At 63.2% G+C, this 16948-nt stretch carries 13 protein-coding genes and 2 riboswitches; of the genes, 5 read left to right on the top strand and 8 right to left on the bottom strand.

Translation table 11 applies throughout. From position 1 onward, the window contains the following. Positions 1–24: 24 nt before the first annotated feature. Both BM403_RS24045 and BM403_RS24040 read right to left on the bottom strand, forming a co-directional pair. The gene (locus BM403_RS24045; RefSeq protein ID WP_163825754.1) at positions 25–999 is read right to left on the bottom strand and encodes a metallophosphoesterase; all 975 of its coding nucleotides are present in this window, start codon (positions 997–999) and stop codon (positions 25–27) included. Then, positions 996–1886, bottom strand: a complete 891-nt coding sequence (locus BM403_RS24040) for an NAD(+) kinase (protein ID WP_003217892.1) — start codon at positions 1884–1886, stop codon at positions 996–998. The genes BM403_RS24045 and BM403_RS24040 overlap by 4 nt, the downstream gene beginning before the upstream one ends. A 146-nt stretch (positions 1887–2032) precedes the next feature. On the opposite strand from BM403_RS24040, the gene BM403_RS24035 reads away from it, so the two are divergent. Then, on the top strand, positions 2033–2980 hold the full coding sequence (locus tag BM403_RS24035; RefSeq protein ID WP_093545331.1) for a DUF1853 family protein: 948 nt from the start codon (positions 2033–2035) through the stop codon (positions 2978–2980). Between the two features lie 107 nt (positions 2981–3087). Here BM403_RS24035 and BM403_RS24030 read toward each other — a convergent pair whose 3' ends face one another. The 4 genes from BM403_RS24030 to cobW form a co-directional block, all read right to left on the bottom strand. Then, the gene (locus BM403_RS24030) at positions 3088–3690 is read right to left on the bottom strand and encodes a vWA domain-containing protein (RefSeq protein ID WP_012723864.1); all 603 of its coding nucleotides are present in this window, start codon (positions 3688–3690) and stop codon (positions 3088–3090) included. Positions 3691–3743: 53 nt separating this feature from the next. Beyond that, positions 3744–4742, bottom strand: coding sequence for a magnesium chelatase ATPase subunit I (locus tag BM403_RS24025; protein ID WP_093545328.1), 999 nt, complete (start codon positions 4740–4742; stop codon positions 3744–3746). A gap of 257 nt (positions 4743–4999) precedes the next feature. Next, positions 5000–8761, bottom strand: coding sequence for a cobaltochelatase subunit CobN (cobN, locus tag BM403_RS24020; protein ID WP_093545325.1), 3762 nt, complete (start codon positions 8759–8761; stop codon positions 5000–5002). Between the two features lie 3 nt (positions 8762–8764). Next, positions 8765–9826 (bottom strand): cobalamin biosynthesis protein CobW, encoded by a 1062-nt coding sequence (gene cobW, locus BM403_RS24015; protein ID WP_093545322.1) that lies wholly within the window; start codon positions 9824–9826, stop codon positions 8765–8767. A gap of 91 nt (positions 9827–9917) precedes the next feature. Next, positions 9918–10117, bottom strand: a riboswitch (cobalamin riboswitch). A gap of 869 nt (positions 10118–10986) precedes the next feature. Further along, positions 10987–11193: riboswitch (cobalamin riboswitch) on the top strand. Between the two features lie 97 nt (positions 11194–11290). On the opposite strand from cobW, the gene BM403_RS24010 reads away from it, so the two are divergent. From BM403_RS24010 to cobM, 4 genes are all read left to right on the top strand, one after another. Next, positions 11291–11479, top strand: coding sequence for a CbtB domain-containing protein (locus BM403_RS24010; protein WP_012723860.1), 189 nt, complete (start codon positions 11291–11293; stop codon positions 11477–11479). 11 nt (positions 11480–11490) lie between these two features. Further along, positions 11491–12195, top strand: a complete 705-nt coding sequence (locus BM403_RS24005; RefSeq protein ID WP_093545319.1) for a CbtA family protein — start codon at positions 11491–11493, stop codon at positions 12193–12195. Then, positions 12192–12584 carry a cobalamin biosynthesis protein gene (locus tag BM403_RS24000; RefSeq protein WP_093545316.1) on the top strand — a complete coding sequence of 131 codons (393 nt, stop codon included), beginning with the start codon at positions 12192–12194 and terminating at the stop codon, positions 12582–12584. The genes BM403_RS24005 and BM403_RS24000 overlap by 4 nt, the downstream gene beginning before the upstream one ends. Positions 12585–12653: 69 nt before the next feature. After that, positions 12654–13400: a precorrin-4 C(11)-methyltransferase gene (cobM, locus tag BM403_RS23995; RefSeq protein ID WP_093545314.1), complete on the top strand. Its 747-nt coding sequence runs from the start codon at positions 12654–12656 to the stop codon at positions 13398–13400. 188 nt (positions 13401–13588) lie between these two features. On the opposite strand, the gene nfuA is transcribed toward cobM, so the two are convergent. Both nfuA and BM403_RS23985 read right to left on the bottom strand, forming a co-directional pair. Next, positions 13589–14173: a Fe-S biogenesis protein NfuA gene (gene nfuA / locus BM403_RS23990; RefSeq protein WP_003190728.1), complete on the bottom strand. Its 585-nt coding sequence runs from the start codon at positions 14171–14173 to the stop codon at positions 13589–13591. A gap of 422 nt (positions 14174–14595) precedes the next feature. After that, positions 14596–16887: a fatty acid cis/trans isomerase gene (locus tag BM403_RS23985; protein WP_093545311.1), complete on the bottom strand. Its 2292-nt coding sequence runs from the start codon at positions 16885–16887 to the stop codon at positions 14596–14598. Positions 16888–16948: the final 61 nt, after the last annotated feature.

Genomic DNA, 16948 nt, shown 5'->3' with positions numbered 1-16948 from the left:
GTGCAGTTGCGGTGCGCAGGGGGCTCATGTGAGCACCTCCGGCCGCTCGACATCGACCCACACGAACTTGCGCGGGTCGAGACGGGTTTCTTGGTCCAGGCGGTACGCCACCAGCTTGCCGTACAGCACCGCGCTGTAGTCCAGGCAGGCCAGGTTGTCGCGGATCGGCGCCGGCTTGCCGCTGCGCCAGTAATGCCCGACGAACAGCAAGGGCTCGTCGACGCCATAGCGCAGCAGGGAATTCTTTTCGGTGGACGACAACGGCGTACGCGCCACTGGCTCCGGCAAGGCGTCGGGCTGGAACACGATGTCGCCATAGGTTTTCGGGTCGTCTTCCCAGAACTTGGTGCGGAAGAACGAACGCGTCAGGCCGTCGCCACCGGTCAGCGTGAGGCCATCCGGCAGGCGCATATCAGTGCCGCGCAGCAGGCGGTCGAAGGCGTTGCAGGCAAAACTGCCCGGCACGGCGGCAGCCTGCAGGAAGTGCTGGTCGATGCAGCCGTCGGGGAAGGTCGCGCGCAGCGGCTGGATAAAGCCCTCGTCCCAGCACGCATGCACCACGCGGAAACGCCCGGCGTCGACAAACAGCGGCATGTCATAGAACCAGCCGAGGAAGTCGCGCCAATCGTCCGGGTGGTGTTCGAACTGGGTCAGGGTTTCCTGGATCAACCGCGCATGCCGTGGGCTGTGCTCGCGCACAAACTGCTTGCCACTGCCTGGCGGCGCCGGTGTGCTCCAACCCAAGGCGTTGAATTCGTGGTTGCCCATGATGCACAGCGCCTGGCCGGCCTCAGCCATGTCGTGGACGATATGCAGCGCCTCGCGGATGCGTGGGCCACGGTCGATGATATCGCCGAGGAACACCGCCATGCGCGACGGATGGCGCCAGGTGCCGCCCTGCTTGTGGTAGCCCAGCCGGTCGAGCAAATGCTCAAGGGTATGGGCGCAACCGTGCACGTCACCAATCAGGTCGTAGCTACGCGCGGGATCGAGCATCAGTCGCCTCCACCCCCCAAGCGGCTGCCCCAGCCCAGCTTGGTGCGGCACACTTCGTAATAGTTGTGGTCCAGCGGATGGATCAACCGCAACTTCTGTGCCTTCTTGCTCACGGTGATGGTGTCACCGGGGGCGCAGGTAAAATGGTTCTGCCCGTCGCAGGAGACTTGCGGGTAGATCTGCATGTCTTTGGACACCACGATTTTCAGCTCACTGTTCCCGTCGACCACAATCGGCCGGCTCGACAACATATGGGGATACATCGGCACGATCACAATGGCATCCAGCTTGGGATGCATGATCGGGCCACCCGCCGAGAGCGCGTAGGCCGTAGAGCCGGTGGGCGTGGCGACGATCAGGCCGTCGGCCTTCTGGCTGCACACGAACTGCCCGTCGATGTACAGCTCGAACTCGATCATCCGCGTCGATTTGCCGGGGTGCAACACCACGTCATTCAAGGCGTCGCCCTGGCCGATGGCCTCGCCGTGACGGCGCACTTCAGCTTGCAGCAGGAAGCGGTTCTCCACCAGGTAATGGCCGTCGAGCACCTTGGCCACTTCGACCTCCAGCTCATCCGGGCGGATGTCGGTGAGGAACCCCAGGCTGCCCCGGTTGATCCCCAGCACCGGCACATTGTGCCGCGCCAGCGCGCGAGCGGCGCCCAACAGGCTGCCGTCGCCGCCGACCACGATGACCATGTCGCAGACTTCACCGAGCATCTTGCGCGACGAGGTCTGCAAGCCGTGGCCCGGCAGGATTTCAGCGATGGTGTCTTCAAGGATCACATGCAGGTGGCGTTCCAGCAGGAATTTTTTCAGCCGGCGGACGGTGTCCAGCACCTGGGTACTGCCCAGGCGACCGATAATGCCGATATTGCGAAATTGCTCCATGGGGCTCCTGCGGGATGTGGGGTGCGGCGAAAAAAGAACGATTATGGGCGAAAGGCCGCGTCAGGCAAAATCCTTTGTCGCCGTGAAGCCTTGATGACAATGGTTCTCGGCCCCCTGCACCGTCGTTAAAAGGCTATGCTCGGACCATGACTGTGTTCCCGGATCTGCACAACCTGCCCCGCCAGCTGCGCCACCCCGAAGTGCGCGACCTGGCGTGGGTGATGCTTGCCCCGCCGATGCTCGCGCAAACGCCGTGGCCGCAGCGCCACCCGCTGGCCGGCAGCGACTGGGTGCAAGCGCCACATCGGCTCGAACACTGGCTGCGACAATTGGACCAGGACAGCAGCGCCCTGCAGCAATGGCTGAATCTGTCACGCACCCGGCGCCTGGGCCTGTATTACGAACGCCTGTGGCAGTTCGCCGTGCACCATGCGCCGGGCGTGGAACTGTTGGCGGCCAACCTGCCGATCCGCCGCGCCGGGCATACCCTCGGCGAGCTGGACATGCTGCTGCGCGACCGTGATGGCGTGCATCACCTGGAACTGGCGATCAAACTCTATCTCGGGCCGCAAGACGGCAACGGCCAGGACACCGCGCAATGGCTGGGTCCGGGCTGCCATGACCGACTGGACCGCAAGCTCGCGCATCTGGCCCAGCATCAACTGCCGATTTCAGCGCGGGCGGAAAGCCGTGAGGCGCTGGAAGCGCTGGACATCCAACAATTCGACGCGCACTTGTGGCTGGGCGGTTATCTGCTGTATCCCTGGCCTGGCCAAGCCCAGCCGCCCGTTGGCGCCCATCCCCAGCATTTGCGTGGGCGTTGGCTGCATCAGCGTGATTGGCAGGCATTTGTCAGCGCCAGCGCACCGGGCTACTGGCAACCCCTGCCCCGGCATGCGTGGTTGGCGCCGGCGCATTACGCGGCGGATGAGGTGTGGAGTGAAGCGCGGATGCAGGGCTGGCTGGCCGACCTGGACCCGATGGCACCGGCGCAGTTGCTGGTGCGGCTGGTGCAGGTGGGTGAGGATTGGGAGGAAGCTGAGCGGTTATTCCTGGTGGCGGACCTTTGGCCGAATGTGCCGGGGGCTGGCTGAGTTTTTTGTAGTGAGTTTCAGGGCCTCATCGGGGGCAAGCCCCCTCCCACCGGTGAGCGCATTTCTCCTGTGGGAGGGGGCTTGCCCCGATAGCGGTTGCCCAGGCACTACAGCTGATCGATATGCCGATACTCCAACTGCAACCTGATCGCCAACTCCCGGGACCGACCTAGCCTGATCGGCCCACGCTCGATATCGACCAGCAACCCCGGGCACTCCAACAGCGGTAGGCCGTTAGTTTCCTTGAGTCGCCCGTCAGTAATCACCAGCAACCGCTGCCGCTCCGCCGGATATCGCGTGCGCCGTACCGCCAGCCATTCCCCGGCTTCGGTCAACGCCGCCAGCAATGGCGTGCCACCGCCCGCCCCCAACTGCTCCAGCCAGCCCGCCAAGCCCTTGGCTGCTTTCAATCCCTGTACCTGCCACTTCGGCACTGGCCCGCTCGCGGTCAACAACGCCATCCGTGCCCGTTGGCGGTAAGCGTCATCAAATAATTGCGCCAACAAGCCCTTGGCGTCGGTTAACGCCCGATGCCGCCGTGTAGACGCCGACGCATCGACAATCACCAGCCACAGCTCATGGGCCGCACGACTGCGCAGGTGAAACAGCAAGTCCTCTCGCGATTGCGGCCGACCACCGAGCAAAGTGCCCGGCCAATTGATCGTGCCTTGCTTGGCGCTGCGTGCCTTGCCGTGCCTGCCGCTGTCCAATCGCCCTGCCTTGGGCCGGGCATCCGCCCCCGCGTCAGGCCGGGGGCGAATGCCTAGGGCTTTTTTGGCCAGGCGGGCACATCCCGACGAGCGCCGGTGGGTAACGCCGGGGCGGGCATATCACCCCATTGGCCTTGGCCGGGCGAGGTGTCCGACGGTTTCGGTGCCTGGCCTTCAGGAGGCGGGCTGGACGGTGGCGCTTGCTCCTGACGGCGATGGCGCAGGGCAAACTCGGCAACGGCTTCGATATCTTCCTCGGCGATGGCGGTGGCCCCCCGCCATGCGGCATGCGCCCTGGCGCCTCGCAGCCAGACAAGGTCCGCACGCAGGCCGTCGACACCGGCGGCGAAGCACCGCTCGGTGATCTGCGCCAGCGCCCGGTCATCCAACTCGATACTGTCGAGCCGCGCCCGCGCCTGGGTACAACGTTCGCGCAAGGCTGCTTGAGGATCCGACCATTGCACGCAGAACACCGCGGGATCGCTGTCGAAATCCAACCGCCGACGGATGATCTGCCCGCGCTCGGTCGGCAAGGTCTGCCCGCTCAACGCCACGTTGAAACCAAAGCGGTCGAGCAGTTGCGGGCGCAGCTCCCCCTCCTCCGGGTTCATGGTGCCGATCAGCACAAACCGCGCTGAATGGCGATGGGAAATGCCGTCGCGCTCGATCAGGTTGGTGCCGCTCGCCGCCACGTCCAACAGCAGGTCCACCAGGTGATCGGGTAGCAAGTTGACCTCGTCGACATACAACACGCCGCCGTCAGCCTTGGCCAATACGCCGGGTGAAAATTGCGCACGGCCCTCGCCCAATGCGGCGTCCAGGTCCAGTGTGCCCACCAGGCGCTCTTCGGTGGCGCCCAACGGCAAGGTCACGAACTGTCCGCTGGCCAACAAGTCCGCGAGGCCGCGCGCCAGGGTCGACTTGGCCATGCCACGCGGGCCTTCGATCAGCACGCCGCCGATCTTTGGGTCGATGGCGGTCAGGCACAGCGCCAGTTTCAGGTCGTCGGCGCCGACCACGGCGGACAGCGGGAAATGGGGAATATCAGTCATGCGAATTCTCTTTAAATCCTGCCTGTGGTGAGCGGGCTTGCCCTGTGGTGAGCAGGCTTGCCCTGTGGTGAGCAGGCTTGCCCTGTGGTGAGCAGGCTTGCCCTGTGGTGAGCGGGCTTGCCCCGCGCTGGGCTGCGAAGCGGCCCTGACAAGGTCGTCTCATTTTTTCAGGTATAACGCGGTGTATCGCAGGGGGGCGGCTTCGCCGCCCAGCGCGGGGCAAGCCCGCTCACCACAAAAGTGCGTCTGGCGCGCTATCAATTGTCTTCTTCTATGTCCAGCAACAGGTTTTCCAACGCCTCACGGTACGCCCCAGGCTCTTGCCACATCCCACGCTGCTGGGCTTCCAGCATGCGTTCGGTCATATCGCGCAGTGCATCCGGGTTGTGCTGTTGCACAAAGGCCCGGGTGTCGGGGTCGAGCAAATAGGCGTCGGCCAACAAAGCGTATTGGTGATCGTCAATCAGCGCGGTAGTGGCGTCGAACGCAAACAGGTTGTCCACGGTCGCCGCCATCTCGAACGCACCTTTATAGCCATGGCGCTTCACGCCTTCGATCCACTTGGGGTTGGCGGCGCGGGAACGGATCACCCGGTTCAGCTCTTCCTTCAAGGTACGGATCTTCGGCAGGTCCGGCTGGCTATGGTCGCCATGGTAGCTGGCAGCCTTGTCACCGCTCAGGGTTTCCACGGCGGCGAGCATGCCGCCCTGGAATTGGTAGTAATCATTGGAATCAAGCAGGTCGTGCTCGCGGTTGTCCTGGTTCTGCAAAACGGCCTGCACCTGGCTCAACCGCTGTGCGAACTGTTCGCGGGCGGCGGTGCCCTCGTCGGCGCCGCCATACGCGTAGCCGCCCCAGTTCAGGTAGACCTCGGCCAGGTCTTCGCGGCTCTGCCACAGGCGCCCGTCGATCGCGCCCTGCACACCCGCGCCATAGGCGCCAGGCTTGGCGCCGAAGATGCGCCAGCCGGCCTGTTTCGCCGCAGCCTCTGCGTCCAGGCCGGACGCCAGCAACGCCTCGCGCTCACTGCGCACCTTGGCCGCCAACGGGTTCATAGCGTCCGGTTCGTCGAGCGCGGCCACCGCCTGCACCGCTGCATCGAACAGGCGGATCAGATTAGCGAAGGCATCCCGGAAGAAGCCGGACACCCGCAGCGTCACGTCAACGCGCGGCCGATCCAGCAAGCTGATCGGCAGAATCTCGAAGTCATCCACGCGCTGGCTGCCCGTCGCCCACACCGGGCGCACGCCCATCAGTGCCATGGCCTGGGCGATATCATCGCCACCGGTACGCATGGTCGCGGTGCCCCATACCGACAGGCCGAGCTGGCGCAGGTGGTCGCCATGGTCCTGGAGGTGTCGCTCCAGGATCAGGTTGGCCGACTGGAAACCGATGCGCCAGGCCGTGGTGGTGGGCAGGTTGCGCACGTCGACGCTGAAAAAGTTGCGTCCGGTGGGCAGCACATCCAAACGCCCGCGACTCGGCGCACCGCTGGGGCCAGCGGGCACGAAACGGCCGCCCAAGGCGTCCAGCAGCCCGCGCATTTCCGCCGGCCCACAGGCGTCCAGGCGTGGCGCCACGACGATACGCAGGCTTTCGATCACGGCTTTCACGTCTTCCCAGCCGGGCTCTTCCAACTGTTCCAGCGGCTCTTCCAACGCCTGCTCGATCAACCGCGCCGCGTACAGCTCCAGGCGCTCGCGGGTATCACCGGCAGTGCGCCACAACTGAGCGTCGATCTTCTGCAACACCTCGGGACGCCGTCCGGTCCAGGGTTCGGCCAGGGCGCAGTCCAGCGGGTCGAAACCCAAGTCGAACGCCTTGGCCAGCACCCGCAGCACACTCGACTGCGGGCCACGGCCATCGCCACGCGGGATGCGCAGCAAAGCCAGCAAGGTGTCGATACGCAAGCGGCCGGCGGGCGACTCGCCAAAAATGTGCAGGCCGTCGCGGATCTGCGACTCCTTCAGGTCGCACAGATAGGTGTCCAGGCGCGGCAGCCACACGGCCGCGTCGGCATCGCTCTCCAGCTCCAGCTCCTGGTCGATGCGGGTTTCACGCACCAGCGCGAGGATATCTTTCTGCAACGCCAGGGCGCGGCGCGGGTCGAGCAATTGCGCTTCGTAATACTCGTCGGCCAACAACTCCAGGTTGCGCAGCGGGCCGTAGGTTTCGGCACGGGTCAGCGGCGGCATCAGGTGATCGATGATCACCGCCTGCGTGCGCCGCTTGGCTTGGGCGCCCTCGCCCGGGTCGTTGACGATAAACGGGTAGATATTCGGCAGCGGCCCCAGCAGCGCGTCGGGCCAGCAGTTCTCCGACAGGCCCACACCCTTGCCCGGCAGCCATTCGAGGTTGCCGTGCTTGCCCACATGGATCACGCCATGGGCGCCGTAGGTGTGGCGCAGCCAAAAGTAAAACGCCAAGTACGCGTGAGGCGGCACCAAGTCCGGATCGTGATACACCGCGCTGGCGTCCACCTGATAACCCCGCGCCGGTTGGATCCCGACAAAGGTCAGGCCCAGGCGCAGGCCGGCGATCATCATGCGACCGTCGCGGCACATCGGGTCGTTCTGCGGCGGGCCCCAGCGTTCCAGCACCGCCTGGCGATTGGCCTCGGGCAAGCGCTGAAACAGTACGTCGTAGTCATCCAGCCCCAGGCTTTGATGGCACGGGCGCAGGTCGCGGCTGTCCAGGTCGTTGGTGACACCGCCCAACAGGTCGTGGATCAACGCCGTGCCGCTGTCGGGCAAGGTGTCCGGCAGCGGATAGCCTTCAGCCTGCAGGGCACGCAGGATATTCAGCGCGGCGGCCGGGGTATCCAGGCCCACGCCGTTGCCGATCCGGCCGTCGCGGGTCGGGTAGTTGGCAAGGATCAGCGCAATGCGTTTATCCGCATTCGGCACCCGCGCCAGCTCGACCCAACGCCGCGCCAGCTCAGCGACAAAATCCATGCGCTCAGGTGCGGCGCGGTAGCACACCACATCCGACTGGCTGCGCTCGCTGCGCCAGGCCAGGTCCTTGAAACTGATCGGCCGGCTGATGATGCGCCCGTCCAGCTCCGGCAAGGCAATGTGCATGGCCAGGTCACGCGGGCCGAGGCCTTGCTCGCTGGCTTCCCAGCCGGGCTGGTTGTCCTGGGCGCAGATCGCCTGGATCACCGGGATATTGCGGCGAAACGGACGCAGGTGCGGTGCTTCGGGGCTGGACTGGGCAAAGCCGGTGGTGTTCAGGATCACCGCCGCACCGACCTCATCCAGCCAGTCCTCGACCACCGTCAGGCAGCCCGGTTCTTTCAAACTGGCCACCGCCATCGGCAACGGGTTGAGGCCCGCCGCCTGCAAACGCTGGCAGAACACGTCGATAAAACCGGTATTGGCCGCCTGCAAATGCGAGCGATAAAACAGCACCGCCGCCACCGGCCAGTCAGCGTTCCAGTCGGCCTGCCAATCGGTCAGACGGGCATTGGCGTGACGGGGATGATAAATCGCCGTGCGCGGCAGGGTGTGCGGCGCTTCCCAGGCGTAGTCGCGGCCCAGGTAACCACTGGCCAGGCAGCGATAGAAATCCAAGGCATTGCCCAGGCCGCCCTGGCGCAGGAACTGCCAGAGGCGATCACGCTCTTCTGCGCCGACGGTACTCAAGGCGCTGAGCTCCGGGTCCGGGCGATCATCCCCCGGTACCAGGATCAACTGCACGCCACGCTCGGCCAACTCCACCAAGCGCTCGATGCCGTAGCGCCAATAACCGATGCCGCCATGCAGCGAAATCAGGATGACCTTGGCGTGGCGCAGCACCTCATCGACGTACAGGTCGACCGAGGCATGGTTCTGCACCTGCATCGGGTTGGCCAGGCGCAAGCTGGGGTAGTCGTCGGGCAACTGCTGGGCCGCTTCGGCCAGCAGCGCCAGGCTGGAATCACCGCTGCACAGGATCACCAGTTCAGCGGGGGTTTGGCCAAGGTCGGCAATATTGTCGTCCGAGACAAAACCACCGGGCTGAGTCCTGAGCAGGTGCATGGGTTAAACGCTGAGGGCTGCGCGCAGTTGCGCTTCGAGACCTGCCGCGTCCAGGTCCTGGCCGATCAGCACCAGGCGCGTGATGCGCGCTTCGTCGGCGCCCCACGCGCGGTCGAAATGCTTGTCGAAACGCGTGCCCACGCCCTGGATCAGCAGACGCATCGGCTTGTTCGGGATCGCGGCGAAACCTTTGACACGCAGGATGCTGTGCTCCACCACCAATTGCGTCAGGGCGTCGAGCAGCAGCGCTTCGTCGGCTTGCGGCAGGTCGATGGAGATGGAGTCAAACGCATCGTGATCGTGATCGTCTTCACCGTCGTGGTGATGATCGTGATGGCTGTGGCGACCGTCGATATGCTCTTCGGAACCGGCGCCCAGGCCGATCAGCACGTCCAGCGGCAGGCGACCGCTGCTGGCTTCGATGATCTTCACCGCCGGCGGCAGTTCTTCGGCGACTTCCAGGCGCACGCGGGCCAGGTCTTCGGCGCTGATCAGGTCGGCTTTATTGAGGATGACCAGGTCGGCACTGGCCAACTGGTCGGCGAACAGCTCGTGCAGTGGCGATTCGTGGTCGAGGTTCGGGTCGAGTTTGCGCTGGGCATCGACCTGGTCCGGGAACGCGGCGAACGTGCCGGCGGCCACGGCCGGGCTGTCGACCACGGTGATAACCGCGTCAACGGTGCAGGCACTGCGGATTTCCGGCCACTGGAAGGCTTGCACCAAGGGTTTTGGCAGGGCCAGGCCGGAGGTTTCGATGAGGATATGGTCCAGGTCGCCGCGACGGGCGACCAATTCGCGCATCACCGGGAAGAATTCTTCCTGCACGGTGCAGCACAGGCAGCCGTTGGCCAGCTCGTAGACGCGGCCGTTGGCTTCTTCTTCGGTGCAACCGATGGAGCACTGCTTGAGGATTTCACCGTCGATGCCCAACTCGCCGAATTCATTGACGATCACCGCGATGCGACGGCCCTGGGCGTTGTCGAGCATATGGCGCAGCAAGGTGGTTTTGCCCGAGCCGAGAAAGCCGGTAACGATGGTGACGGGAAGTTTGGCCAGTGTTTTCATCGGATGCCCTTGGGGCGGGCATACGGGACGATAGGCCCTGCGACGGCGCGCAGCAGCGGATTTCGTCACCGGATCACCCCGCCCGGTTGAAGTGGAAAATCGGTTACGAGGCAGGTCTCCTGGCTTGGGGCTTGCGGGTCTTGCGACCGGCGCTGGCTGCGCCTTCCCGCCTGGTGGCAGTGGCGTGGCAGTCAGATGAACCCTTTACAGTTGCGGGGGCAGCCGCGGCTTGGACCGCGTTCCCTTCTTAGCTTCGGCCTGGGCCGAAGAACCTCGAGGGTGCAAGGCTACGCAGTGCTTGGGGGATGGTCAATGATGGGGTTGGGTTGAGTACATATCCATTGCTGCGGTAACGGCTGAAATGGGTTCCGCCCTTACGGCGGGTCACTTTTGGAAGAGCGCCAAAAGTAACCAAAAACGCTTCGCCCCAACACTCGGCACCTCGCTCACGCTCGGTGTGCCCGTAATTCGCCAGTGATTTGGGGGGCCGCCGCCACGCGCCATCCATGGCGCGGGGCGGCTAAACCGGCATCCCTGCCGGTTTACCCCCCAAATCCCTGTCGAATTCCGGCCAGCGTGTTTAACGGGGCGCCTAAGATCAAGATCAAAAGCAAAAGCACAGCGGCCTGACAGCCGGCTTGAGTGGTATAGAGCAAAGGCAAACGCGGCGGCCTTAAAGCCGACCGGAGTTGCGTCTGTCGATCGCGGTCTAAATGTGGGAGGGGGCTTGCCCCCGATTGCAGGGTGACAGCCACAACTGCATCAGCTGACACACCGCCATGCACGTATCTGCTTTTGATCCAACCACTCAGGTCGGCTTTCAGGCCGCCGTGCTCTTGCTTTTGATCTTGATCTTGATCTCAGGCGCCCCGTCAAACACGCTGGCCGAACGCAGGCTTGAATCCGTGGGTAACCCGGCAGGACGCCGGGTTAGCCGCCCCGCGCCATGGATGGCGCGTGGCGGCGGCCCACGGATTCAAGCCTGCGTTCGGGCACACCGAGCCTAAGCGAGGTGCCGAGTGTTGGGGCAAGAGCGCTTTGGTTACTTTCGCGCTTTTCGAAAGTGACCCGCCGTAAGGGCGGAACCATAAGCCGCCGTTACCCAAATAACGGATATGTACCCACATCCCCAATTGACTCCCCTCCCACCCCCATGCTCTCCTACACATCTTGTTTCGGGTGCCCTGCAAAGGGTGAAACGGGAAACCGGTGACTCATGCACACACGCATGACAGTCCGGTGCTGCCCCCGCAACGGTAAGCGAGCGAAACGTCATATCCACTGTGCCAGCCGGCATGGGAAGGCGACGTTTTCAGGCATTGAGCCCCTCGCAAGCCCGGAGACCGGCCCGAAAAAATCAGATAACAAACCCGCGGTGGGCGGGCGCTGTTCAGAACCCTGCGTGCCTGGCTCACGGGGGTTTTCATGCGCTCGTTTCACCCTGACACCTGAAAGGGACGCGCCATGTCGATCATCAGCAGCACCTCGCACTCCGCCAGCAGCACCTCTACGTTGAGCCAACGCCTGACGGCCGCCATCGGCGCGTCGATCCTCGGCGCGTGCCTGGTGTACTTCGCCGGTTTCTCGCACATCGAGGCCGTGCACAACGCCGCCCACGATACCCGCCACAGCGCCGCGTTCCCGTGCCACTGAGACCTGCCGACATGATCAAGCGTATCGCGCAAACCGCAGGTTTCACCGGTCTCCTGGCCGCCCTGCTGCTCACCCTGCTGCAAAGCTTCTGGGTTGCCCCGCTGATTCTGCAGGCGGAAACCTTTGAAAAGGCCCCAGCCGTCACTGAAGTGACGCATGAACACGCTGCCGGTGCTGCCGCGCATACCCACGAAGCCGAAGCCTGGGAGCCGGAAGATGGCTGGCAGCGCGTGCTGTCCACCACGGGCGGCAACCTGGTGGTCGCCGTCGGTTTCGCCCTGATGCTGGCCGGCCTGTACACCCTGCGCGCACCGACCCGCACGGCTCAAGGCCTGCTCTGGGGCCTGGCCGGTTATGCAACCTTTGTACTGGCGCCGACAATGGGCCTGCCGCCCGAGCTGCCAGGCACCGCCGCCGCCGACCTGGCGCTGCGCCAGACGTGGTGGATCGGCACCGCCGCCTCTACCGCTGCAGGTATCGCTTTGATCGTGTTCGGTCGCAACGGGTTGCTGAAAGTGCTGGGCGTGGCGATCCTTGCAGTACCGCACGTAATCGGCGCGCCGCAGCCTGAGGTGCATTCGATGCTGGCACCGCAAGCCCTGGAAGCACAGTTCAAGATCGCTTCGCAGTTGACCAACGTCGCGTTCTGGCTGGCCTTGGGCCTGATCAGCGCCTGGCTGTTCCGCCGCAACCGCGACGATCAATACTCCGCATGACCCTGGTGGTCGGCCTGGGCTGCCAGCGCGGCTGTGATGTTCATACCCTGCTGGGCCTGTTTGATGCCGCCCTCGCCGAGGGCGGTATCGAGCGCCAGCGCATCACCGCACTGGCCAGTATCGCGCGCAAACAGGATGAACCGGGGCTACTGGCACTGGCCGCGGCCCTGAACCTGCCGCTGCGTTGTTTCAGCGCAGAACAACTGGCGCCTTTCGCAGACCGCCTGAGCCACAAATCCGCGATCGCCTTTGCCCATACCGGCTGTTACGGCATCGCCGAAAGCGCCGCCCTGGCACTCGCCGAACACCTTGCTGACGCCCCTGCCCGCCTGCTGATCACGCGCAAAAAAACCGCGCAGGCCACCTTTGCATTGGCTTGCGCCGGCTGAAATCCCGATAATCGCCCTTCCCGATCATGAACAATATTCATGCTCGCCCGTTTTTCGACAGGAATCACCATGACCGTCTACTTCATCGGCGCAGGCCCCGGCGACCCGGAATTGATCACCGTCAAAGGCCAGCGGCTGATCCGCAGTTGCCCGGTGATCATCTATGCCGGCTCGCTGGTACCCGCTGCCGTGCTGGAAGGCCATCAGGCAGAAACCGTGGTCAACAGCGCCGAACTGCATCTGGAACAGATCATCGACCTGATCAAGACCGCCCATGCCAAAGGCCAGGACGTCGCCCGCGTGCACTCCGGCGACCCGAGCCTGTATGGGGCGATTGGCGAACAGATCCGCCATTTGCGCGAGTGGGGTATCCCGTTCCAGATCATCCCCGGCGTGACCGCAGTCGCCGCGTGTGCGGCGTTGTTGGAAACGGAACTGACCCTGCCCGACATCGCCCAGAGCGTGATCCTGACCCGCTACGCCGATAAAACCAGGATGCCCGCCGGTGAAGACTTCGACAGCCTGGCGCGACATGGCACCACCATGGCGATTCACCTGGGGGTCAACCACCTGGAAAAGATCGTCGCCGAACTGTTGCCACACTATGGCGCCGATTGCCCGATTGCGGTGGTGCACCGGGCGACTTGGCCGGACCAGGATTGGGCGGTGGGCACGCTGAGTGACATTGCCGGGAAGGTGGCGGCGAAAGGGTTTCGGCGCACGGCGCTGATCGTGGTGGGCCAGGTGTTGGCAAGTGACAGTTTCAGCGAGTCGTCGCTGTACCGGGCCGGGCATGCGCATTTGTACCGACCATGACAATCAACATGCACTTTTAATCGCAACCAGCTGATTTAAATGAATAAATTAAAATAAAAATGCAAGAGCAGGCTTGCCCCAACAATTAATCTTTTTTGTTAGGTAGTTAACGCAATCCATTGAATTTTAAGCATAAAAAAACGGCGCTCACGGGGCGCCGTTTTTTCTGTCCGCAGTGAACACCTTACTCAGTAGTAGGCGTTTTCTTTCTGCGTGTGGTCGGTCACGTCACGGACCCCCTTGAGCTCCGGAATACGCTCGAGCAAGGTGCGCTCGATGCCTTCACGCAAGGTTACATCCGCCTGACCGCAGCCCTGGCAGCCGCCACCGAACTTGAGCACGGCGATACCGTCATCGACCACGTCGATCAGGCTGACCTGACCCCCATGGCTGGCCAGCCCAGGGTTGATCTCGGTTTGCAGGTAGTAGTTGATGCGCTCGTTGACCGGGCTGTCGGCGTTGACGTTCGGCACCTTGGCGTTTGGCGCCTTGATGGTCAACTGGCCACCCATACGGTCGGTGGCGTAGTCGACCACGGCGTCGTCGAGGAAGGCTTCGCTGAAGGCGTCGATGTACGCGGTGAAGCTTTTGAGCCCCAGGGCGGTGTCTTCAGGTTTCTCTTCCCCTGGCTTGCAGTAGGCAATGCACGTTTCAGCGTATTGGGTGCCGGGCTGGGTGATAAAGACGCGGATGCCGATACCTGGGGTGTTCTGCTTGGACAGCAGGTCAGCCAGGTAATCGTGGGCGGCGTCGGTAATGGTTATGGCAGTCATGGAAACTCCTCACAGGCTTGCCGGCAGTTTACGCCAAAATATTACGCAGGTACAAAGTCCTAGTGTTTTTGTCGGGATAGTGGGTTTTTTGATGGGTGTGCCTAGCTGTTATTTGTGTTTAACGGGCGCCTAAGATCAAAAGCAGGCTGATATCCACCTGATGCATGGCGATCAAACTGTGGGAGGGGGCTTGCTGCCGATGGCGGTGTGTCAGTTGATGCCTCTATAGCTGTCCCACTGCTATCGGGGGCAAGCCCCCTCCCACACTTTTAACCGAGTACGGCACACACAACATTGCTCGGCTTCAATGCCGCCGCGCTTTTGATCTTAGCCGCCCAAATCAATGTCGGATTACGGGCACACCGAGCGTTGGGGCAAGAGCCTTTGGTTACTTTTCAAATAACGGATATGCCCCTGCCCCCTCACAAATTCTCATACCGATTCATATCCAACACCCCCTCTTCCACTGGCGTGGTCTCACGGATGTACCGCGACAAATCATGGAAATATTGCCAAAAAAACGGATGACTACGCCGCACACCCCACCGATCCACAATCTTCTCAAACCGCTTGGCATCGTGAGCCTGCTCCATCTGCGCAACAAACTCCGGCACTTCCTGAGCCGGAATGTTGAACATGAAGTTCGGGTAGCTGCTGAGCACGCCCGGATAGAGGGTCAACGTGTCCAGGCCCGGTTGGTAGCGATACGCCTCCCCCAGCAGAAACGCCACGTTACTGTGGGCCCGGTTGCGCAGCATGCTGTAGACCACGCGCTTGCCGCCGGCCGTCTCGACACGCAGCATCGTGGCCTCGGGCAGTTGGTCGATAACCTTGAGCCCGGCGGCCGGGCGCGACGTCAAGCGGCTAAGCGCCTGCTCCGCATCCTGTAAGGCCGGATCAACACCGTCCCGGGAACAATACGCACCCCTGCAACGGTTGATCGGATCCGGACTGGCGTTCAAATCGCCATAACGGCTAAGCAACTGCTTGGCAAAATCGCGCTTCGGGTCTTTTTCATCCAGATGCAAGCCGGTGGGCTTATCGTCATCAATTGCCTCGTAATCCAGCCACAACTTGAGCTTCCCGCTGTTCTGGTACCAGTCATCCATAAAGCCATCACGGGAATCAGCCGGCATCAGGCGCAGGAAGTTCTGCTCAGCGCCATTGCGGATCAAGTCGAAGTACAACCGCGTCTGGGCCTGGTGCGACACATTGCCGAACACATCGAAATTTACCGCCAACTGGTAATACGTACGCTCCAGCAGCGGGTAGTCGAACAGCCACATCGTCTGCGGCACTTCGCCGATCAGGCCTTTGGTCACCGAGGCACTGTCGAAGTGGCGGAAGATGCTCAGCAAGGCATTGTCATTGCCCGCCCACAGGCTCGACCAACTCGGCGGCGGCAGGTCGGCGTAGCTGTCACGGCGCAGGGCCTCGTACTCATTGCGTTTGTCACGGTAGGCCAGCCATAGGCTGAGTACACTGCCGACGTCATCGTTCTGCCCAGGCATGGCCAGCAATGGCGTGGCCTGGCCGCGATAGCGCGCATCAGTGATGTACAAGTCGTGGTCCGGGTCCTGGAACAGCGTCCAGAAGTTGTCGCGGATCACGTCCGTGGCGATCTGCCCACGGCACACCGGCCCGCGAATAAAGGTGCGTACGAAGTATTCGGCGTTATCCAGCATGAACTGGTAGCGCGCCTTGGCCGGGATGGCTTCGAAGGTTTCGAACGGGTTGGCGCGCCGGCCCGGGCCGTAGCCCGGCAAGGCGTTGACCTGCCAGTTATCGGCGTAGAACAACGCCTTGATGCGCGCCATCTTCTCGGCACTGAACGGGTATGTGATGTGGGTTTTATGCACGATCACGCCCTGCACCGGCCACAGGCGGTAATACACACGGGTGCCGGGGTCATCATTAGGGCGTCGGGTGGCAATCAGGTCGATCGGTTGACCGCTCGGCGTGCGCGAACGCACCCACTGGAAGAAATGCCCCGGCTCGCCGTTCTCAAAGTAGATATGGGCGAGGAACAAATGCTCGAACAACCAGCGCGCCACGAGGCTTTCGCGGGCGCCGGGCTGGTTGAACAGGTTCTCCCACTGTTGCACCTGCAGGGCTTCCTTGGCGCTTGGCGCCAGGCCTTGCTCATCAATCGGCGCGCCGGAAGCCAGCCAGCGTTGCAGGGTCTGGTATTGCTGGTCGGTCAGGCCGGTGACCGCCAGCGGCATGCCTTCCTTGGGATGGGCACCTGCGTAGGCATTGAACTCGCCGGGCATGGCGCACAGGTTTTCGCGGTTCAGGCCCAGCACGATGTCATCCGGCAGCTTGGCATTGGGCGCCAGCGGGGCGTTATGGCCCAACGCCAGCATGCGCGCCATCAAGGCGGCCTGGCTGCCCTGGGCGTCCAGCACCGAGTAGAAGCCCTTCTGCTGCCAGGCTTGCTTGCCAAAGGCGTCATAGAACAACCGGGTGGTCGGGGCGGCCTGGCTGCGTTCGCCATCGTAGACCGGCATTTTGCTCGCTCCGCGCACCGCCCCCTCGGCACTGCCCAGGTTGAGTTGGCAGGCGGAGTCGTAGCAGGCATGGCAGGCCACGCATTTCTCGGTAAAAATCGGTTGAATGTCGCGGGTGTACGAAATCGCCGGGGCGGGTCCGTCGGCCTGTGCAATGCAGGCGACCAGTGCCAGGACGGCGCTGGTGATGAGGCGAAGTGACATGTATCCGGTCCCGATTCAATGCGTGCGCTGAAAAATTGCCGTGATTCTACCGATGTCGACA

The sequence above is a fragment of the Pseudomonas sp. OV546 genome (assembly GCF_900116845.1).
GTDB classification, from domain to species: domain Bacteria; phylum Pseudomonadota; class Gammaproteobacteria; order Pseudomonadales; family Pseudomonadaceae; genus Aquipseudomonas; species Aquipseudomonas petroselini.
This window is presented reverse-complemented; position numbering and strand designations above follow the sequence as displayed.